This is a genomic window from Caulobacter sp. P1_B12_2 (genome assembly GCF_056406675.1).
Genome location: NZ_JBFTZS010000025.1, coordinates 1 through 19,633, shown reverse-complemented (window position 1 = coordinate 19,633; position 19,633 = coordinate 1). Strand labels below are relative to the sequence as shown.

Annotated in this window: 21 protein-coding genes; 11 read left to right on the top strand and 10 right to left on the bottom strand. The window is 68.8% G+C overall.

Annotated features, from left to right (window positions below; all coding sequences use genetic code 11):
* The 8 genes from AC1DZ6_RS03095 to cysS form a co-directional block, all read right to left on the bottom strand.
* A partial coding sequence (locus AC1DZ6_RS03095) for a glycosyltransferase (protein WP_477095730.1) occupies nt 1-689 on the bottom strand: 689 nt, incomplete at its 3' end.
* Nucleotides 689-2,668 carry a threonine--tRNA ligase gene (thrS, locus tag AC1DZ6_RS03090; RefSeq protein ID WP_477095729.1) on the bottom strand — a complete coding sequence of 660 codons (1,980 nt, stop codon included), beginning with the start codon at nt 2,666-2,668 and terminating at the stop codon, nt 689-691. The genes AC1DZ6_RS03095 and thrS, both read right to left, overlap by 1 nt.
* Nucleotides 2,665-2,919: a membrane protein insertion efficiency factor YidD gene (gene yidD / locus AC1DZ6_RS03085; RefSeq protein WP_477095728.1), complete on the bottom strand. Its 255-nt coding sequence runs from the start codon at nt 2,917-2,919 to the stop codon at nt 2,665-2,667. The genes thrS and yidD overlap by 4 nt, the downstream gene beginning before the upstream one ends.
* A 54-nt stretch (nt 2,920-2,973) precedes the next feature.
* On the bottom strand, nt 2,974-3,435 hold the full coding sequence (locus AC1DZ6_RS03080; RefSeq protein ID WP_477095727.1) for an iron-sulfur cluster assembly scaffold protein: 462 nt from the start codon (nt 3,433-3,435) through the stop codon (nt 2,974-2,976).
* A gap of 5 nt (nt 3,436-3,440) precedes the next feature.
* A complete protein-coding gene (locus tag AC1DZ6_RS03075) occupies nt 3,441-3,902 on the bottom strand; it encodes an SRPBCC family protein (RefSeq protein WP_477095726.1) in 462 nt (153 codons plus the stop codon).
* 33 nt (nt 3,903-3,935) lie between these two features.
* Nucleotides 3,936-4,448, bottom strand: a complete 513-nt coding sequence (locus AC1DZ6_RS03070; protein ID WP_477095725.1) for a DinB family protein — start codon at nt 4,446-4,448, stop codon at nt 3,936-3,938.
* Between the two features lie 59 nt (nt 4,449-4,507).
* Nucleotides 4,508-5,269 carry a 3-oxoacyl-ACP reductase gene (locus AC1DZ6_RS03065; protein ID WP_477095724.1) on the bottom strand — a complete coding sequence of 254 codons (762 nt, stop codon included), beginning with the start codon at nt 5,267-5,269 and terminating at the stop codon, nt 4,508-4,510.
* A gap of 217 nt (nt 5,270-5,486) precedes the next feature.
* Nucleotides 5,487-6,875 carry a cysteine--tRNA ligase gene (cysS, locus tag AC1DZ6_RS03060; protein ID WP_477095723.1) on the bottom strand — a complete coding sequence of 463 codons (1,389 nt, stop codon included), beginning with the start codon at nt 6,873-6,875 and terminating at the stop codon, nt 5,487-5,489.
* 177 nt (nt 6,876-7,052) lie between these two features.
* Between cysS and folE the strand changes: the two genes are divergently transcribed.
* The 6 genes from folE (at nt 7,053) to AC1DZ6_RS03030 (ending at nt 12,837) form a co-directional block, all read left to right on the top strand.
* A complete protein-coding gene (gene folE / locus AC1DZ6_RS03055; RefSeq protein WP_477095722.1) occupies nt 7,053-7,694 on the top strand; it encodes a GTP cyclohydrolase I FolE in 642 nt (213 codons plus the stop codon).
* Between the two features lie 139 nt (nt 7,695-7,833).
* On the top strand, nt 7,834-9,663 hold the full coding sequence (locus tag AC1DZ6_RS03050; protein ID WP_477095721.1) for a M14 family metallopeptidase: 1,830 nt from the start codon (nt 7,834-7,836) through the stop codon (nt 9,661-9,663).
* A 252-nt stretch (nt 9,664-9,915) separates the two neighbouring features.
* Nucleotides 9,916-10,317 (top strand): MAPEG family protein, encoded by a 402-nt coding sequence (locus AC1DZ6_RS03045; protein WP_477095720.1) that lies wholly within the window; start codon nt 9,916-9,918, stop codon nt 10,315-10,317.
* A gap of 154 nt (nt 10,318-10,471) precedes the next feature.
* Nucleotides 10,472-11,803 carry a TldD/PmbA family protein gene (locus tag AC1DZ6_RS03040; protein WP_477095719.1) on the top strand — a complete coding sequence of 444 codons (1,332 nt, stop codon included), beginning with the start codon at nt 10,472-10,474 and terminating at the stop codon, nt 11,801-11,803.
* On the top strand, nt 11,800-12,585 hold the full coding sequence (locus AC1DZ6_RS03035) for a 3'(2'),5'-bisphosphate nucleotidase CysQ (protein WP_477095718.1): 786 nt from the start codon (nt 11,800-11,802) through the stop codon (nt 12,583-12,585). Before AC1DZ6_RS03040 ends, AC1DZ6_RS03035 begins: the two co-directional genes overlap by 4 nt.
* Nucleotides 12,586-12,609: 24 nt before the next feature.
* Nucleotides 12,610-12,837, top strand: a complete 228-nt coding sequence (locus AC1DZ6_RS03030) for a DUF4170 domain-containing protein (protein ID WP_477095717.1) — start codon at nt 12,610-12,612, stop codon at nt 12,835-12,837.
* A gap of 115 nt (nt 12,838-12,952) precedes the next feature.
* Here the strand turns inward: AC1DZ6_RS03030 and AC1DZ6_RS03025 are convergent, their stop codons facing one another.
* Nucleotides 12,953-13,618 (bottom strand): protein tyrosine phosphatase family protein, encoded by a 666-nt coding sequence (locus tag AC1DZ6_RS03025; protein ID WP_477095716.1) that lies wholly within the window; start codon nt 13,616-13,618, stop codon nt 12,953-12,955.
* A 138-nt stretch (nt 13,619-13,756) separates the two neighbouring features.
* Here AC1DZ6_RS03025 and AC1DZ6_RS03020 point away from each other — a divergent pair, with 138 nt between their 5' ends.
* Nucleotides 13,757-15,559 (top strand): ABC transporter ATP-binding protein, encoded by a 1,803-nt coding sequence (locus tag AC1DZ6_RS03020; protein ID WP_477095715.1) that lies wholly within the window; start codon nt 13,757-13,759, stop codon nt 15,557-15,559.
* A complete protein-coding gene (locus AC1DZ6_RS03015) occupies nt 15,556-16,266 on the top strand; it encodes a lysophospholipid acyltransferase family protein (RefSeq protein ID WP_477095714.1) in 711 nt (236 codons plus the stop codon). The genes AC1DZ6_RS03020 and AC1DZ6_RS03015 overlap by 4 nt, the downstream gene beginning before the upstream one ends.
* Here the strand turns inward: AC1DZ6_RS03015 and AC1DZ6_RS03010 are convergent.
* Nucleotides 16,263-16,850 carry a hypothetical protein gene (locus AC1DZ6_RS03010; protein ID WP_477095713.1) on the bottom strand — a complete coding sequence of 196 codons (588 nt, stop codon included), beginning with the start codon at nt 16,848-16,850 and terminating at the stop codon, nt 16,263-16,265. The genes AC1DZ6_RS03015 and AC1DZ6_RS03010 overlap by 4 nt on opposite strands.
* Before the next feature lie 117 nt (nt 16,851-16,967).
* On the opposite strand from AC1DZ6_RS03010, the gene AC1DZ6_RS03005 reads away from it, so the two are divergent.
* From AC1DZ6_RS03005 to AC1DZ6_RS02995, 3 genes are all read left to right on the top strand, one after another.
* Nucleotides 16,968-17,978: a cation diffusion facilitator family transporter gene (locus AC1DZ6_RS03005; protein ID WP_477095712.1), complete on the top strand. Its 1,011-nt coding sequence runs from the start codon at nt 16,968-16,970 to the stop codon at nt 17,976-17,978.
* Nucleotides 17,975-19,243, top strand: coding sequence for a 3-deoxy-D-manno-octulosonic acid transferase (locus AC1DZ6_RS03000; RefSeq protein ID WP_477095711.1), 1,269 nt, complete (start codon nt 17,975-17,977; stop codon nt 19,241-19,243). The genes AC1DZ6_RS03005 and AC1DZ6_RS03000 overlap by 4 nt, the downstream gene beginning before the upstream one ends.
* Nucleotides 19,240-19,633 (top strand): tetraacyldisaccharide 4'-kinase (locus AC1DZ6_RS02995; protein ID WP_477095710.1); only part of this gene is annotated, 394 nt, incomplete at its 3' end. The genes AC1DZ6_RS03000 and AC1DZ6_RS02995, both read left to right, overlap by 4 nt.

The following is a 19,633-nucleotide window of genomic DNA, read 5'->3' as shown; positions in this document are numbered from 1 at the left end:
CGGGCCCGCCAGCACAGGTCGATGTCCTCGACGTGCAGGAAATAGCCCTCGTCGAAGCCGCCCAGCAGCTCGAAGTCCTCGCGGCGCAGCGCGAAGCAGGCGCCCGAGATGGTCGGCATCGGGATCGGTTTGTCCGGCGTCGCCTCGCGCTCGCGGTGGATCTCGAACTTCGACAGGCCTTTGAACCGCGCCGTCAGATGGCCGAAGCTGAGCAGCGTGGTGACGGGCGTGACCTCGCCGCGGCGACCGCCGCGCTGTTCGGTGCCGTCGGTGTTCATCACCCGCGCCCCGACCACCGTGGGCACCGGCCGTCCCTTGAAGGCCGACACCAGGGCCTTGATGCAGCCCTTCTGCAGGTTGGCGTCCGGATTGAGGAAGACGATGTATTCGCCTCGCGCGGTCTCGGCGCCCAGGTTGGCGCCGCGCGCGAAGCCGACATTACCGTGGCCATGCTTCAGCACGACGCGCGGCTCGGTCTGGCCCAGGGTCCGCAGCCGTTCGGCCTCGTCGGCCGGCGAGCCGTTATCGATGATGACGAACTCGTCGACCAGCGGCTCGGCCAACACGTGCCGGATGCTTTCGACCAGCGCTTCTCCCGTTTGGTAGACGACCATGACGACGGAGACGCGCGGCCGGACCGGCCGTGCACCCGAAACGAGGGTCGAATGAGAGGGAAGAATGCTGTTCATCAGGCCCGCGCCAACTCCGAGGGGGCCGCCGCGACGCGATCCCGGGCGAGGTCCGGCGGGGTCGCTTCCTCGGTCAACGCGCGCACGGCGTCGTCCAGCGACAGCACCTTCTGCCCTTCGCCGCCGAGGCGGCGCAGGGCGACTTCTCCGTTTTCAGCTTCCTTACGCCCGACCACTGCAATCACCGGCACCTTCGCGAGGCTGTGCTCGCGAATCTTGTAGTTGATCTTCTCGTTCCTGAAATCGACCTCTGCGCGAATGCCCATGGAAGTCAATCGCTCAGCCACACGTTGAGCATAATCGTCGGCGTCCGACGTGATCGTGGCCACCACGACCTGAACCGGCGCCAGCCACAACGGCAGGTGGCCGGCGTAGTTTTCCAGCAGGATGCCGATRAAGCGTTCGAACGAGCCCAGGATCGCTCGGTGCAGCATGACGGGGCGCTGCTTGGACCCGTCCTCGGCGACATATTCGGCRTCGAGGCGCTCGGGCAGAACGAAGTCCAGTTGCAGGGTGCCGCACTGCCAGACGCGGCCGATGGCGTCCTTCAGCGAGAACTCCAGCTTCGGGCCGTAGAAGGCGCCTTCGCCCTCTTGCAGCACCAGCGTCTCGCCGGCCGCTTCGGCGGCCGCGGACAGGGCGGCTTCGGCCTTGTCCCAGACCGCGTCGTCACCCGCCCGAAGTTCCGGACGCGTCGAGAATTTGGTGTCGGCCAAATGCATGCCGAGGTCGCTATAGACGCTGCGCAACAGTTCTATGAAGCGGGCGGATTCCTCCGTGACCTGCTCTTCGCGGCAGAAGATGTGGGCGTCGTCCTGGGTGAAGGCCCGCACCCGCATGATGCCGTGCATGGCGCCGGACGGCTCGTAGCGGTGGCAGGCCCCGAACTCGGCCATGCGCATCGGCAGCTCGCGATAGCTCTTCTGGCCGACATTGAAGATCTGGATGTGGCCGGGGCAGTTCATCGGCTTGACGGCCAGGACCTCGCCCTCGGCGCTTTCGCACATGAACATGGCGTGGCCGAACTTCTCGGCGTGGCCCGAGCGCTCCCACAGGCTCTTGTCGAGGATCTGGGGCGTCTTGACCTCGCGATAGCCGGCGGCGTCCAGCCGGCGGCGCATATAGGCCTCCAGCGCCAGGTACAGCGTCCAGCCCTTGGGGTGCCAGAACACCATGCCCTTGCCCTCTTCCTGGATGTGGAAGAGGTCCATCGTCTTGCCCAGCTTGCGGTGGTCGCGCCGCTCGGCTTCCTCGATGCGCAGCAGATGGGCCGCCAGATCCGCGTCCGACGCCCACGACGTGCCGTAGATGCGCTGCAGTTGGGCGTTGTTCTGGTCGCCGCGCCAATAGGCGCCGGCCAGCTTGGTCAGCTTGAAGGCCTTGCCGACATGCTTGGTCGACGGCAGGTGGGGACCGCGGCACAGGTCCTTCCACTTGTCGCCTTGGTGATAGACCGTGATCGTGTCGCTGGCCGGCAGATCACGGATGATCTGGGCCTTGTACGTCTCGCCCATCTCGTCGAAGTCGGCGATGGCCACGTCGCGGTCCACCTCCTCGCGGCGGATCTTCTCGTCGCGGTCGACGATCTGGCGCATGCGCGCCTCGATCGTCGCCAGGTCGTCCAGGCTGAACGGCTCGTCACGGGCGAAGTCGTAGTAGAAGCCGTCCTCGACGTTCGGGCCGATCGTCACCTGGGTGCCGGGGAACAGCTCCTGCACGGCCTGCGCCAGCACGTGGGCGGTGTCGTGGCGGATCACTTCCAGCGCCTCAGGCGACTCGCGCGTGATGATCTCGAACTTGTTTCCGCCGCCCAGCAGGTCGGCGGTCAGCGGACGATCCAGGTCCAGCAGGACGCCGTCCAGCTTGATCAGCAGGGCCTTCTTCTCGAGCGACTTGGAGATCGAGGCGGCCACGTCGCGGCCCGTCGAACCGTCAGCGTACTGGCGGGCCGAGCCGTCGGGGAAAATCAGGTCGATCATTCTTCACATTTCCACTTGCGCGGCTCGCGGGGCGGAGGCGGCGGGTCATACCCCGAACCACCAAACGGATTGCATCGGCAGATCCGTCCCACCGCGAGCCAGGACCCCTTCAAGGGTCCATGATCCTTGAGCGCCTGGGCCGCGTATTCCGAGCAAGTCGGCAAATACCGGCACTGACGCCCGATGAAGGGCGAGAGCGTCGTCTTGTAGGCCTTCAGGCCCAGGTCGACGGTGCGTTCGTAGAGTGTCATGCCGGCGCTTTCGCGAACGGAGTCGGGACCTTATCGACTAGCGAAAAGTCTCGATCAAGCGGCGCCGACGCGGCTAGTTCGGGTTTGGGTCACGCCTGTGGCCTTGCGGACAGCCTCGACCGCGGCCTCGAACGCCAAAAGCGTCGAGGCGTGACGGGCGGGATAGTCCTTGACCGGCTCCAGCACGGCGAGCTCCGAAAATCGGCCCGTGGGAGCGGGGCCGTTCGACTTGAGCATAGCGTGCAAGGCGTCGCGGGCCAACTCGATCTCGGAAAGATCGGCGCCGACCACCTGGGCGCCGAGGATCGCGGCCGAGGCCTGGCCCAGGGCGCAGGCGGTCACGTCCTGGGCGAAGTCGGCGACCTTGCCGTCCTGAACCGTCACGTCGACCACGATCCGGCTGCCGCACAGCTTGGCGGTCTTCTCGCTGCTGGCGTCGGGCGCGGCCAGGCGTCCGGCCCGGGGCATGTTGGCCACCAGCCCCAGGATGCGGGCCGAATAGAGGTCGTCGATCATGCCGCTTATGTGGGGGTGTTCTGGCGTTGCGACCAGAGGACCTCGGCGCGGTCGCGCACGGCCTCGCCCATGCGGGTGTAGGCGGCGCGCAGCTTGCGGCGCTCGTCGCGGCTGACCCAGCGGACCAGCGGCCCCATGAACAGCTCGCCGTTCGAGAAGGTCGAGTTCTGGGGACCCATGTTCTCGATCTCGAGATAGCGGATCGCGGTCACGAAGCCGCGCAGGCGCTTTGTGCGCCAGTGCAGCTGCTCGTAGGGCACCCAGTCCTGGACCACCGGCTGGATCGTCGCGGCCTGGCCCTCGCTCAGCACGACGTCCACGGTGAGGGACGTGCCGATGCGCATCTCGCCCTCCATGCGCGGATGGACCGGGTTCCAGTCCTTCCAGGTGGAGAAGTCGGAGATCACTTCCCAAACGATCTCTGCGGGGGCCTGCACCCCGGTGCGGAATTCTACGGCGCGTTGCATGGGCGTCGCTCTAGCACTTTCATTCGGAGAAACTCACGCTGAAAATCCCAGACCGCTGGCCTTCTGGAAAACCGGCAGGTCGAGGGACGGCGGGTCGATCTCGGCCTGGCTGAGCAGGCCGTGGACCTGACCGCGATGATGGGTCTGGTGGTTGAAGACGTGGGCCAGCATGGCCCACATCGGCTGGACGACCGGCGCGCCGTCGGAACTGCGGGTCCAGCGGAACTCGGCGGCCAGTTGGGCGTCGGTCAGGCCGGCGACCTGGGCCGACAGGGCCGCGTCCTCATGAGCTCGCGCCTCGCGCAGGGTCGCCAGGTCGTCGAAGATCACCGCGTCCAGCCCGTGCGGCGGCAGGGTCTCGCCCCGCAATCGCGCCAGCCACATGCGGTCGGTGACGATCAGGTGGTTCAGCGCGCCGTGGATCGAGCCGAAGAACGCCCCGCGCTCGGCCTTATAGGCCTCCTCGTCCAGCAGGGCGCAGGCCGCGTGGAGGCGATGGTTGGCCCAGGCGTTGTATCCGGCGAACATCTGGAAATAGGCGCGCATGGCCCAGAAACTCCGGTCGTCCCGGCCTTCCGCCGGGATGAGTGGATTATGAGTGTAATCTAGTCTCGAACCAATCCGCCATCCACCACGAGGTTCTGGCCGGTGACCGCCCGGCTCCAGGGCGAGGCGAAGAACAGCACGGCGTCGGCGAACTCGGCGGGGGTCGTCACCCGGCGCAGCGGCGTGGACTGGGCGATCAGGTCGAAGATCGCCTCGGGCGTGGCCGCGCTGGCGTCGGTWGTGCGCAGCAGCCCGCCCGACAGCATGTTGACCGTGATCCCGCCGGGACCCAGGTCCGCCGCCGCCGTGCGGGTCAGCGACAGCAGGGCGGCCTTGGCGGCGGTGTAGTCGTGATAGGGCACAACCGGGTTCTGGAACAGGTTGGTGCCGATATTGATCACCCGCCCGAAGCCGGCCGCCTCCATGGCCGGGGCGGTGGCCTGGATCAGGTTCAGCGACCCACGCAGCGACACGTCCAGCTGGCTCTGGAAGTCCTCCCAGGGGATCGACTGGATGGTGTGGCGGCCGTCGCCGTTGAAGCTGAAATCGCCCAGGGCGTTGTTGACCACCGTGGTCACGTGGCTGCCGAAATGCTCGGCCGCGTCATTGACCATCCGGCGGACCTCTTCGCGGTCGCTGACGTCGGCGTGGATCGCGACGGCGCGATCACCCAGTTCTTCCGCCAGGGCCAGGGCGGCCGCCTCGCTGCGGCGGTAGTTGATCACCACCGACGCGCCTTCGGCCGCGAAGGCCCGGGCGATGGCGGCGCCCAGGCCCCGGCCGGCGCCGGAGACCAGGACGATCTGCGCGTTCAGGTTCAAGAGTTGGATCCCGTATTCATGTTCGCAAATCTCTTTCCTGGATCAGGTGTCGTTCCCCCTCCGCCGTCATCCTCGGACTTGTTCCGAGGACCCCTGCTTCCGCCGCGAAGAAGGACGATCCTTGCAGCGGAGCGATAGCGGCCCAACGACCCATGACAGCTCGGCTGGACGAGGGTCCTCGGAACAAGTCCGAGGATGACGGTTGAGAGGTGCGAACTCAGTCCTTCATGCGCCAGGTGGCGCCGGCCGGACCGTCCATGACCACCACGCCCAGGGCGTCGATCTCGGCGCGGATGGCGTCGGCGGCGGTCCAGTCCTTGGCGGTCCGGGCCGCGATCCGGCGGGCCAGCAGGTCTTCCACCTTGGCCTTCAGGTCGTCGTCGGCGTCGCCCTCGAACCAGGCGTCCGGATCGGCCTGCAGGAAGCCCAGCAGACCGGCCGAGGCCAGGAGGCGGCCCTTGTTGGCCGTGATCGCCGGCTCGTCGCCCGCCGTCACCGCCCGCTCGATGGCGCTGGACAGCTCGAAGAAGCCCGACACCGCCAGCGGCGTGTTCAGGTCGTCCGACAGGGCCGCCATCACCTCGTCCGAAGGTTCGGACTCTCCGGCCTCGACCGTCTTGGCGCGGCGCAGGGCGCCGTACAGACGGTCCAGGGCCTTGCGGCTCTGGTCGATCAGCTCCGGCGTCCAGTCCAGCGGCTGGCGGTAGTGGCCCGACAGCAGCGCCCAGCGGATCACCTCGCCCGGCGTGGTCTCCAGCAGCTCGTGCGGGATGATCACGTTGCCCAGGCTCTTGGACATCTTCTCGCCGGACATATCCAGGAAGCCGTTGTGCAGCCAGTAATTGGCCAGGACCGGGGCGTCGTGGGCGCAGCGGCTCTGGGCGAGTTCGTTCTCGTGGTGCGGGAAGGCCAGGTCGATGCCGCCGCCATGGATGTCGATGGTCTGGCCCAGCGACTTGTCGATCATGGCCGAGCACTCGATGTGCCAGCCCGGACGGCCCGCGCCCCAGGGGCTGTCCCACTCGGGTTCGTTTTCCTTGGACGGCTTCCACAGCACGAAGTCGGCGGGGTGGCGCTTGTAGGGCGCGACCTCGACCCGGGCTCCGGCGATCATGTCGTCCAGGTCGCGGCCCGACAGCTGGCCGTAGTCCGGGAAGGCCTGGGTGTCGAACAGCACGTGGCCCTCGGCGGCGTAGGCCGATCCGTTGTCGATCAGCTTGCCGATCATCTCGACGATTGGACCCATGTGCTCGGTGGCCTTGGGCTCCAGGCTGGGCGACAGGGTCAGCAGGGCCGCGGCGTCCTGGTGATAGGCGGCCAGGTAGCGGTCGGTGATGACCTTGATCTCGACGCCCTCGGCCGTGGCCTTGGCGTTGATCTTGTCGTCCACGTCGGTGACGTTGCGGGCATAGACCACCGCGTCCTCGCCATAGGCGTGGCGCAGCAGGCGGAACAGCACGTCGAACACCACGACGGGCCGGAAATTGCCGATATGGGCGTGGTTGTAGACCGTGGGCCCGCAGACATACATCGTCACCCGGCTCGGATCGGCGGGAACGAAGTCGCGCTTCTCGCGCGCCATGGTGTCGTAAAGCTTGATGGTCATGAGAACGGGGCGGCCTGACGTCGCGGGAGTGTTGCGGGGATACGGATTGGCCCCATATAACGAGAGCACGCGCGCACGACCACGATTGATTGGCTCGAAGCGCGACGGGTGGCACGCGTAATTCCAGGGCGAAAGGCGTCCTGGCGCAACTCAGCCCGTGGAAAGACCCTCCCGCACATGGACGCCCTGACCCGCGAGCGAACCCTGACCGGTTCGGATGACAACACCGGTCTTGATCTTGAGCCCGCCCAGCGCCCCACCCGAGACGAGGCCATGGCCGCCGTCCGGACCCTGCTGGCCTGGGCCGGCGACAACCCCGACCGCGAAGGTCTTCTCGACACGCCCCAGCGCGTGGTCGACGCCTATGGCGAGTGGTTCGCCGGCTACCACGGCGATCCGGCCACCGAACTGAGCCGCACCTTCGAGGACGTGCAGGGCTATGACGACATGGTCATGCTGCGCGGCATCGACGTGCAGAGCCACTGCGAACACCACATGGCGCCGTTCCTGGGCAAGGCCTGGGTGGCCTACATGCCGACCGGCAAGGTCGTGGGCCTGTCGAARCTGGCCCGCCTGGTCGAGATCTTCGCCAAGCGCCTGCAGACCCAGGAGACCATGACCATGCAGGTGGCCGACGCCATCGAGGATCACCTCAGCGCCGCCGGCGTGGCCGTGCTGATCGACGCCGAGCACCAGTGCATGAGCACCCGCGGCGTCCACCACCACGACGTCTCGACGATCACCACCCAGTTCCGCGGCGTGTTCAAGACCGACAAGGTCCTGCAGCAGCGGTTCATGGACCTGGTGACGCGGAAATAGGTTTCGGCGCTGTGCGTCCTTCGAGGCCCGCTTCGCGGGCGCTTCAGGATGAGGAACTTCGTACTGCTTTCCTCTTCCCGAGGTGCGAGCCATAAGGCGAGCCTCGAAGGACGCACGGCGTTTCCGTGGGGGCGTGAAGATGTTGAAGACGTGTCTGGCGGCTCTGGCCGTCGCGATGACGGCGGGCATGACCATGGCGGAAACTCCTAAGGCTCCCTGGGACTCGGAAATCCTCCCACCCACGCTCGCCTGGCACGGCGCCAGCGAGAAGCTGATCGCCAAGCCGTCCGATCCCTGGATCACGCCCTCGGAGCTCACCGGCCTGACCGCCTCCCCCAACTACGCCGAGACCCGCGCCTGGCTGGAAAAGCTGGATGCGGCCTCGCCGCTGATCCACATGGAGACCTTCGGCAAGTCGCCCGAGGGCCGCGACCTGCTGGTGCTCTACGTCTCCAAGGACGGGGCCAAGTTCGATCCAAAGAAGCCCGTGCTGCTGGTCCAGGCCGGCATCCATCCGGGCGAGATCGACGGCAAGGACGCCGGCATGATGCTGCTGCGGGACATCGCGTTCCACGGCAAAGACAAGCTGCTGGACGGCGTGAACCTGGTCTTCGTGCCGATCTTCAGTGTCGACGGTCACGAGCGCGCGTCGCCCTACAGTCGTCCCAACCAGCGCGGCCCGGTGGTCCAGGGCTGGCGGCACACGGCCCAGAACCTCAATCTGAACCGCGACTACGGCAAGCTCGACTCGCCCGAGATGCGGGCGATGATCGGTCTGATCGATCGCGTGAAGCCCGACCTCTACATGGACATCCACGTCACCGACGGCGAGGACTACCAGTACGACGTCACCTACGGTTGGGCCGGCTACCAGGGCGACTTCGCGCGCTCCAAGGCGACCAGCGCCTGGCTGGACAAGACCTACCTGCCGGCCACCCAGACCGGGCTGAAGGCGGCGGGGCACATCCCCGGCCAACTGGTCTTCGCCCTGGACGACCGCGATCCGAAGAAGGGCCTGGGCTCTTCGCCGGCGTCCCTGCGGTACTCCAACGGCTATGGCGACGCGGCGCGGATCGCCACGGTGCTGGTCGAGAACCATTCGCTCAAACCGTACCGGCAGCGGGTGCTGGGGACCTACGTCCTGCTCGAGGAGAGCCTGAAGGTCCTGGCCAAGGACGGCGCGGCCCTGCGCGCCGCTGAAGAGAGCGACCGCGCCAAGCGGCCGGCCGTGGTCGAGGCCAACTTCGGGACCGGCTTCGGGGGCGGCGGCGACAAGCCGCTGCGCACCGTCAGCTTCCTGGGCGTGCAGTACGAGACCTACGACTCCCCCGCCACGGGCGGCAAGGAGGTGCGCTGGCTGGGCAAACCCGATCCCACGCCGTGGTCGCTGCCGCTCTACGCCGCCGAGCCGTCGCTGCAACTGACGCCGCCGAAGGCCTACTGGATTTCGTCGGCCAAGCCCGACGTCATCGAGCGCATGCGCATCCACGGCGTCGAGATGGAGATCCTGGCCGCGCCGAAGACCGTGTCGCTCGACATGATCCGCTTCTCCGCCCCGAAGATCGCCGCCCGCGCCAGCGAGGGCCATGTCGAGATCGCCGCCGGCCCGGTGACCCACGAGACGCGCAAGGTCACCTTCCCCGCCGGCTCGGTGCGCATCGCGACCGACCAGCCTCTGGGCGAACTGGTCACCCTGCTGCTGGAACCGGAAAGCGACGAGAGCTTCTTCGCCTGGGGCATGTTCCCCGAGGTGCTGCAGCGGGTGGAATACATCGAAGGCTACGCCCTCGCCCCCCTGGCCGAGAAGATGCTGGCCGCCGATCCCAAGCTGAAGGCCGAGTTCGAGGCCAAGCTGGCGGCCGACCCGAAGTTCGCCGCCGACCCCGACGCCCGGCTGGCCTGGTTCTATGCGCGGACGCCGTACTACGACGACCACTACCGGCTCTATCCGGTCGGTCGGGAGCTGTAGATCCACCCCAAAACCCGCTCATCCCGGCGAATGCCGGGACCCAGATCCCAGAGCGGGGTGGAGGGTTGGATGAGCTCCGCGCGTCTGGCGTCAGCCTCAAAGCCATTCCATCTGGGTCCCGGCATTCGCCGGGATGAGCGGATCATGTGGGATTGTGCTTAGTCGCCTCCCCGACGATCCGGCTTGCCAGCTCGCGCGAACGCTGAACCTTATGCCGCTCACGTTCGACCCAGTTTCACGAGTAACCACCCGATGGACACCATCGCCTCCGGCCACGCCGCCGCCCTTTGGGTGGGGCTGCACGTCCTGCTTTTGCTGACCCTGTCGCTGCTGGTCGTGCGCCTGCGGCAGAAACACAAGGTCGCGCTGGGCGATGAAGGCATTCCCGAGCTGGCCCGCGCCATCCGCGCCTTCGGCAACGCCAGCGAATACATCCCCGTCGGCCTGGCGGCTATCATCGTCCTGGCCCTGGTCGGCGCCCCCCCCCTGGCCATCCACGTGGTGGGGCTGGTGCTGCTGGCCGGTCGCCTGGTCCACGCCGTGGGCCTTTCCAACAGCGGGGGGGCCTCGATCCCGCGCGCCGTGGGCATGATCTTCACCTGGGTGGCCTACATCTTCGGCGCGGTGGCCCTGCTGTTCTACGCGATCGGCTAGGTCGCCACCCCAAAGGACCGGCATCCTTGGACTTGTTCCGAGAACCCCTCGTTCAGCTAAACTTCCACCGGGCCGTGGCCAAGTCCGAGGATGACGGGGATTTAGGGCGCTCAGGAGAGTTGCCCCCGCCCCGCCCCCTCGTCCATAAGACCGAATGGACGAAAACCTGTTGCATGACGTGCTCGCCGCCGCGCGAACCGCGGGCGCCGACGCCGCCGAAGCCGTGTTCGCGCAGCGCCAATCCCTCTCCRTCGGCGTCCGCCTGGGCGCGCTGGAGGAGGTCGAGCGCGAGGAATCCCGCGACATCGGCCTGCGGGTCTTCGTCGGCAAGCAAAGCGCCACGGTGTCGGGCTCCGACATCTCGGCCGAGGGCCGCGCCAAGCTGATCGACCGGGCGGTGGCCATGGCCCGCCTGGCCCCCGAGGATCCCTACGCCGCCCTGGCGCCCGCCGAGCGCCTGGCGCGCGGTCCCTTCCGCGATCTGGACCTCTACGACCCGACCGAGCCCTCGGCCGAGACCCTGGAGGCCCAGGCCCGCGAGGCCGAGGCCGCCGCCCGCGCCGTCGCGGGCGTGACCAATTCCGACGGCGGCTCGTCGTCGTGGAGCGCCTCGACCTGGCGGCTCGTTACGAGCGAGGGCTTCTCTGGCTTGCATCAAGCCAGCGGCTTCGGCGTCTCGGCCTCGGCCATCGCCGGCGAGGGCGCGGGCATGGAGCGCGGCGGTGAAGGCCGCTCGACCCGCCACGCCGCCGATCTGCCCACGCCGCAAAGCATCGGCGCCAAGGCCGGCGAGTCCGCGGTCGCCAAGCTGAACCCGCGCAAGCTGGACTCGACCACCGCCCCGGTGATCTTCGAGAACCGCCTGGCCATCTCGCTGCTCAGCCCGCTGATCGGCGCGATCTCGGGCCCGTCGATCGCCCGCGGCACCTCGTTCCTGAAGGACAAGCTGGGCCAGCAGATCTTCGCCAAGGGCGTGAACCTGCTGGACGATCCGTTCCGGGTGCGCGGCCTGGGCTCGGCCCCGTTCGACGACGAGGGCGTGGCCTGCGAGGCCCGCGCCCTGATCGACGACGGCGTGCTGACCACCTGGCTGATGAACATCAGTTCGGCCAAGCAGCTGGGCCTGGAAAGCACGGGCCACGCCTCGCGCGGCCTGGCCGGTCCGTCCGGCGTCTCGACCCATAACCTGACCCTGCAGCCGGGCGACCGGGACCTGGCCGGACTGATGGCCGACGCTGGAACCGGCCTGCTGGTGACCTCGATGTTCGGTCCCTCGCTGAACGGCAACACCGGCGACTGGTCGGTGGGCTGCTCGGGCTTCTGGTTCGAGAACGGCGTCTCGACCGGTCCGGTCACCGAGATCACCGTGGCCGGCAACCTGATCGACATCTACGCCCGCTTGGTCGTCGGTTCCGACCTGGAGCTGCGCGGGGCCAGCAACAGCCCGTCCCTGCTGGTCGACGGCCTGGCGATCGCCGGAAAATGAACGACCTGGACCTGATCCTCGAGGCCGCGCGCGAAGCCGGAGCCCTGGCGCTCTCGGCCCGCGAGGCTGGCTTGAAGGTCTGGTCCAAGGACGGCGGCTCGCCGGTCACCGACGCCGACCTGGCCGTCGACACCCTGCTGAAAGAACGCCTGGGCGCCGCCCGGCCCAACTATGGTTGGCTGTCGGAGGAGACGGCCGACGATCCCGCGCGCCTGGCCACCCCGCGCCAGTTCGTGGTCGATCCGATCGACGGCACCGTGGCCTTCATGAAGGGCAAGCCCTGGTTCGCGGTGTCGATCGCCGTGGTCGAGAACGGCCGCCCGGTGGCCGGCGTGGTCCACGCCCCGGCCCTGAACGAGACCTACGTCGCCACCCTGGGCGGCGGCGCCAGCCTGAACGGCGTGGCGATCAGTCCCAGCGACACCGAGGACCTGGAGGACGCCGCCATGCTGGGCGACGCCAAGATGTTCGTCCATCCGGCCTGGGTGAACCCTTGGCCACCGATGCGGGTGGAGAGCCGCAACTCCATCGCCTACCGCCTGTGCCTGGTGGCCGGCGGGGCCTTCGACGCGGCGGTCGCCCTGTCGCCGAAGAACGAGTGGGACCTGGCCGCCGCCGACCTGATCTGCGCCGAGGCCGGCGCCGTCCTGACGGACCACAAGGGCCGCAGCTTCACCTACAATCGATCAAATCCGCTGCTTCCGAGCGTGGTTTGCGCCAATCAGGCGCTTCACCCGTTGATCCTGTCACGCGTCGGGCATATCGACCTGCCACAACGATAACTTCCGCGCAGGAAATTCCACGCCATGAGCGACAAGCAGCTTCTTCACCTCGTGATCGGCGGTGAACTGAAGAACGTTTCCGACATCGAGTTCCGCGACCTGAGCCAGGTCGAGTTCGTCGGCGCCTACGCCAGCTACGCCGACGCCCACAAGGCCTGGAAGGCCAAGGCCCAGGCCACCGTCGACAACGCCCATGCGCGGTACTTCATCATCCACGCGCACAAGCTGCTGGATCCGAGCCTGGAAGGCTGAAGCCCTCCCCCTTGATGGGGGAGGGTTGGGTGGGGGTGACGGGGCGCTTGCCGGCTGATCCGCTGCATCACCCCCATCCCCAACCCTTCCCCCATCAAGGGGGAAGGGAGCTTTCCTACTCCCGCCGCAACAACCCTTCCGTCACGATCCCGCCGATCATCCCGGCCCGGAAGTCGGCCTTGATCTTCACCGGGTCGTAGTCGGCGCTCTCCACCCACTGGGTGAAGGTCAGACCCTTGGGGGCGGCGTCCTTCAGGTAGCGCTCGAAGGTGTAGTCCAGCACGCCGGTCTTGCCCTGCTTGATGTGCAGGTACTTGAACGACAGCTGCTCCAGGGCCTCCTCSATCGGCAGGCCCAGGCGGTAGTGGGCGTAGAGCACGCTCATGATGCCGGCCCGGTCCGCGCCGGACTTGCAGTGCATCAGGGCCGGATATTCGATGCTCTCGAACAGGTCGCGGGCGCCCAGCACCCGCTCCTTGATCGGCACCTCGCGCGAGGTGATCACGAAGTCGACCATCTTCAGGCCCACCTTCTCGCAGGCGTATTTCTCCAGCGCGTAGAAGCTGCCGTCGAACCCGCCGCGCAGGTTGATGACGGTCTTGACGCCCTTCTTCTTCCACTCGGCCAGCTGGTGCGGCCACGGCTGGTTGGTCCGGACCAGCTCGGGGCTGATCCAGTGGTCGTTCTTGAAGCCCAGGCGCAGATAGGCGTGATCGTTCCACAGATAGGAGAGATAGGTGCGAAAGCGCCCCCAGCGGGTGGTGGTGTCGTAGCTGGGCAAACCGGCTGTCCTTGGTGAATGCGGGCTAGATAGGCGCCACAGCCCTGTAATGCAAAAGCCACAGCGCCGCACCCCCGCCGTAATGACAACCCATGGTCCAGCTTGACAGCGCCATCCCGAAATCCGACCCCTGCGCCCATGACCGATCCCGCCGCGCCGCAAGCCACCAACCGCGCCCTCGCCGCGCGGATCTGGCGCGACTATCTGAAGCCCCGCTGGAAGGGCCTGACGGCGGCCCTGCTGGGCGCCACGGTCGTGGCCGCCCTGACGGGGGCGCTGGCCTACATCCTCCAGATGGCCGTCGACGACCTGATCACCCATCCCAAGCCTGGGGCCCTGGTGTGGATTCCGTCGCTGATCGTCGCCATAGCGCTGGTTCGCGGCCTGTTTCAGGTCGTCCAGGCCACCGCCATCAACCGGATCGGCAACGGCGTCGTCGGGGACATCCAGGTGCGCCTGTTCGGCAAGCTGGTGCGCTCGGACCTGGCCAGGCTGCGCGGCGCCCATTCGGGCTCCTACGTCTCGTCGGTGCTCTACGACGCCACCCTGGTCCGCGAGGCGGCGACCAGCGGCGTGGTCAACTACACCCGCGAATTCCTGACCGTGATCGCGCAACTGGTCGTGATGTTCAACCTCGACCCGATCCTGGCGACCGGGGTGCTGGTGGTCGGCCCCGTCGCCAGCCTGGCCATGCGGCGGTTCTCCCGGAAGACCGTCAAGGCCGCCAAGGGCGCGATGGGCGAAACCTCGAACCTCTCGACCGCGATCATGGAAAGCCTCGACGGCGTAAAGATCGTCAAGATGGAGAACCGCGAGGCTTATGAGGAAGGCCGCGTGGCCGCCGTGGTCGATCGCCGCCAGCGCCACCTGATCAAGGGCTCCAACGCCAAGGCCATGGCCGCGCCGGCCACCGAGACCTTCGGAACCGTGATCATCGCCCTGGTCATCGTCTATGCCGGCTGGCGAGCCAGCACGGGCGGCATGACCGCGGGCATGTTCACCGGCTTCGTGGTCGCCCTGGGCGCGGCCCTGCAGTCGCTGCGCCAGGTCGCCAACCTGCAGACGGTGTTCAGCGAGGGCTTCACCGCCGCCCGCCGGCTGTTCGAGCAGTTGGACGTCGAGCCGGCGATCGTGGACCCCGCCGACGCCAAGGTCCTGCCGGCCGGCGAGGCGACGATCGCCTTCGACCAGGTCAGCTTCGCCTATGGCGACAACGCCCCGGCCCTGCACGAGGTCTCGATCCACGCCAAGCGCGGCGAGACCGTCGCCCTGGTCGGCCCGTCGGGCGGCGGCAAGAGCTCGCTGCTGAACCTGATCCCGCGCTTCTACGACGTGACCGGCGGGGCGGTGACCATCGACGGCCACGACGTGCGCGCGGTGACCGTCGCCAGCCTGCGTGACCGCATCGCCCTGGTCACCCAGGAGCCGTTCCTGTTCGACGACACCATTCGCGCCAACATCGCCTATGCGCGGCCCAGCGCCGCCGAGGACGAGGTCGAGGCCGCGGCCCGCCAGGCGGCGGCGCATGAGTTCATCTCGTCCTTCCCACTCGGCTACGACACCCTGGTCGGCGAGGCCGGCGCGCGCCTGTCGGGCGGCCAGCGCCAGCGCATCGCCATCGCCCGCGCCTTCCTCAAGGACGCTCCCATCCTGCTGCTGGACGAGGCCACCAGCGCCCTGGACACCGAGAGCGAGGCCCAGGTCCAGGCGGCGCTGGAGCGGCTGATGGCCGGCCGCACCACCATCGTGATCGCCCACCGCCTGTCGACCGTGAAGGACGCCGACCGCATCTATGTGATCGACAAGGGCCGGGTGGTCGAGACCGGAACCCACGCCTCCCTGGTGCGCCACAAGGGACTCTACGCCCGCCTGGCCAAGGCCCAGGATCTGGACCAACTGCCGGAGACCCCTTCGGAGACATCCCCGGAGATCGGCGCTTGAGGCCTCTGCGTTCGCCCTGGGTGATGATCCTGCTGACCAACCTGATGGCCGGCTATCTGCGGCTGGTCTACGCCACCCTGCGCTGGACCCGCGAAGGCCAGGAGCACGCCCAGGCGGTGTGGGCGCAGAGCCTTCGGGACAAGAGCGGCGCCATCCTGGCCCTGTGGCATTCGCGCGTGCCGGTGGGCCCGACGACCTGGCCGCAGGGACCCGACAAGCCGGAGATCCGCGTGCTGGTCTCGCAGTCGCGCGACGGCGAATTCATCGCCCGCACGATCAGCAAGCTGGGCCTGCCCTCGATCCGCGGCTCCTCGGTCAAGAAGACCGACACCGCGAAAAACAAGGGCGGCGAGCAGGCTTTCCGCGACATGGTCAAGTGGGTGCGCGACGGCGGGGCCATGGCCATCACCCCGGACGGCCCGCGCGGCCCGGTCGAGGAGATGCAGAAGGGCGCCCTGGCCCTGGCCCGGATGACCGGCGCGCCCGTGCTGTTCGTCGGCGTGGCCATGGAGCCCTGCATTCGCCTCAACACCTGGGACCGCACCATCATTCCCCTGCCCTTCGCCAAGGCGGCCATGGTCTGGGACGGCCCGGTGGTCATGGGCCGCGACGACGACCCCGACGTCCTGGTCGAGACCTGGGCCGCGCGGCTGTCGGCGGTGAGCCGGCGGGCCGAGGTGATCGTGGGCGAAGCGACGCCGGTCTAGGGACCGCACGTCCAGCGGCCGGCGATGGTCCGGCTGGCCCCGTCGGCGCGATCGTAGGTCAGGGTCGCGGGACGGGGCGGAGACTCGCCGCCGCCGATGGCCGGCCCGGTGAGCGTGATGCGGATCGTCTTGCCGGCGCCGGTGAAGGCCGCGCCCTTCAGCATGCCGTCGAAACCGCCCGGGGCGGCCACCTGCTCGACATAGTCCCCGACCTTGACCACGCCCTGGGCGGCCTCCTTCGACGCGACGTCCCCCTGGGCGAACAGCAGCGGCGCGGCGTCCCCGATGGCGAAGCTGCACGCCAGCTCGCCCCGCAACGACGCGGCCTGCAGGTCGGCGGTGGCCAGGGACGAAAGCTGGATCGCCGAGCCGTCACCGCCGACGGTCGGGCTTTCCGGCGCCGCGCTGGGCTCGGCGGCGACCGGCGCGGGGATCGGCGGCGACGCCGCCGGCGTCCTGACCTCGGTCGGAGCGGAAGCCGGCGCGGGCGCGGGGTCCGAAGCGCCTGGCTCGGAGCAGGCCGACAGGACACAGGCGGTGAGCAAAGCCGCCCAAGCCACGGGGCGGTCGTGAAGTCGGATCATGTCGCGCGTTCTCCCATCGCGAGGACTACGCCCACCTTTACCGCGCTTCCGCGACGAAAGCGCCGCTCCAGAAGGCTGGGACGTTGATCCGTCCCGTCCTTGGTGGGAGAAGACCCCATGCCGCACGATCACGACCACAAGCCCGACCATGATCACGACGGCCATGGCCACGATCATGACCATGGTGACGCGCACGATCATAGCCACGACCACGGCCATCACCACCACGGCCCGGGCGGCCACAGCCACGCGCCCAAGGACTTCGGCCGGGCCTTCGCGATCGGCGCGACCCTGAACATCGGCTTCGTCGCGGCCGAGACCGTCGCCGGCCTGATGACCCATTCGCTGGCCCTGCTGGCCGACGCCGGCCACAATCTTTCGGACGTGCTGGGCCTGTTCATGGCCTGGGGCGCGGTGATCCTGGCCAAGCGGGCGCCGACCGGTCGCCATACCTACGGCCTGCGGAARGGCACGATCCTGGCCTCGCTGACCAATGCGGTGGTRCTGCTGGTCGCCGTCGGGGCCATCGCCTGGGAGGCCGTGCGCCGCTTCGCCGATCCCCAGCCGATCCAGGCCGGGCCGGTGATGATCGTCGCGGGCATCGGCATCGTCATCAACACCGCCACGGCCCTGATGTTCATGAAGGGCTCCAAGGACGACCTGAACATCCGCGGGGCCTTCCTGCACATGGCCGCCGACGCCGCCATCTCGGCCGGGGTCGTCGTGGCCGCCGCCGCCATGTGGTTCACCGGCTGGCTGTGGCTGGACCCGGTGGTCAGCCTGGGCATCGTGCTGGTCATCGTGCTGGGCACCTGGAGCCTGCTGCGCGACAGCCTGGACCTGGCCCTGGACGCCGCGCCGCGCGGCATCGACGTGAAGGCGGTCAAGGCCTGGCTGGCCGAGCGTCCTGGCGTCAGCGAGGTGCATGACCTGCACATCTGGGCGATGAGCACCACCGAGACGGCCATGACCGCCCACCTGGTGCGCCCCGTGAACCCCGACAACGACCAGTTCCTGCACGACATCTGCGGCGAGATGGCCCGGCGGTTCAAGATCGGCCACGTCACCATCCAGGTCGAGTCGGGCGGGGTGGCCACCTGCCACCTGGCCGGCGCGGACGCGGTGTGAGCCTTCCCCTGTCCCTGGCTCTGTATCGCGCGGCCACCACCGCGCTGGAGCCGTTCGCGCCCCTGCTGCTGAGTCGTCGCGCCAAGGCCGGCAAGGAGGACCGCGCACGGTTGCACGAGCGTCTGGCCCGACCGACCATGCAGCGCCCCGGCGGCCGGCTGGTCTGGCTGCACGGGGCCAGCGTCGGCGAGAGCCTGTCGATCCTGCCCCTGGTCGAGCGCCTCCGGGCCGAACGGCCCGACGTTTTCGTATTGGTGAGCTCGGGCACCGTCACCTCGGCCGAGCTCCTGGCCCGCCGCCTGCCCGCCGGGGCGATCCACCAATATCTGCCGGTCGACACGCCGGGCGGCGCCAAGCGGTTCCTCGACCACTGGCGACCGGACCTGGCGGTGTTCGTCGAGAGCGAGCTGTGGCCCAACCTGCTGCTGACCGCCAAGGCGCGCGGCGTGAAGCTGGCCCTGGTGTCGGCCAAGCTGTCGGACAAGAGCCATGCCGGCTGGCAGGCCCGGCCGTTCGCGGCCTACGAGTTGTTCAGCGGCTTCGACCTGATCCTGGCCCAGGACGGTCGCGCCGCCGACCGGCTGGCCGGCCTGGGCGGGACCGTTGCCGGCGAGGCCGACCTGAAGTTCGGCGCCGACCCGCTGCCGGTCGATGCGGCGGCCCTGGCCAGCCTGCGCGTGCGGCTCAGCGACCGGCCGGTGCTGCTGGCCGCCAGCACCCATCCGGGCGAGGACGAGATCGTGCTGGAGGCCTGGCGCGCCCTGCCCGACCGTCCTCACCTGGTGATCGTTCCCCGCCATCCCGAGCGCGGCCCGGCCGTCGCCGACCTGGCCCTGGCCACCGGCGCCACGGTCTGCCTGCGCAGCCGCGAGCCCGACGACTCGGCCGAGGTCATCGTCGCCGACACCCTGGGCGAGCTGGGTCTCTGGTACCGGCTGGCCGACCTGGCCCTGGTGGCCGGCAGCCTGGTGGTCGGCATCGGCGGCCACAATCCGCTGGAGCCGGCGCGCGTGGACTGCCCGATCGTCTCGGGTCCGCATGTCGAGAACTGGCTGACCGCCTATGCCGAGCTGCGCGACGCCGACGGCGTGGCCTTCGCCGACGCCTCGGTGCTGGGGGCGCGCTTGGCCGACCTGCTGGCCGGGCCTGAGATCCTGAAGYTGCAGGCGGCCCGCGCCCAGGCCTTCGTGGCCCGGCGCGACGCCGAGGCCCGGGCGGGCCTGGACCGCATCCTCGCCCTGCTGGACGCGGAGGCCGCGGCATGAAGCTGTCCACCCCGCGCTGGTGGTATCGCCGCGAGGGCGCGCCCAGCCCCCTGACCCGCGCCCTGCTGACCCCGCTGTCTTGGATCTGGGCCGCCCAGACCGCCCGGCGCATCGCCCGTACCACGCCGCGCGGCGCCGACTGCGCGGTGATCTGCGTCGGCAACTTCACGGTCGGCGGGGTGGGCAAGACCCCGATCGTCCGCGAGCTGCTGCTGACCCTGACCCAGCGCGGACGCCGGGCGCATGGCCTGTCGCGCGGCTATGGCGGCAAGCTGAAGGGCCCCGTGCGGGTCGACGTGGCGCGTCACACGGCCCGCGACGTCGGCGACGAGCCGCTGATGCTGGCCCAGGACTTCCCGATCTGGGTGTCGCGCGACCGGGTGCTGGGCG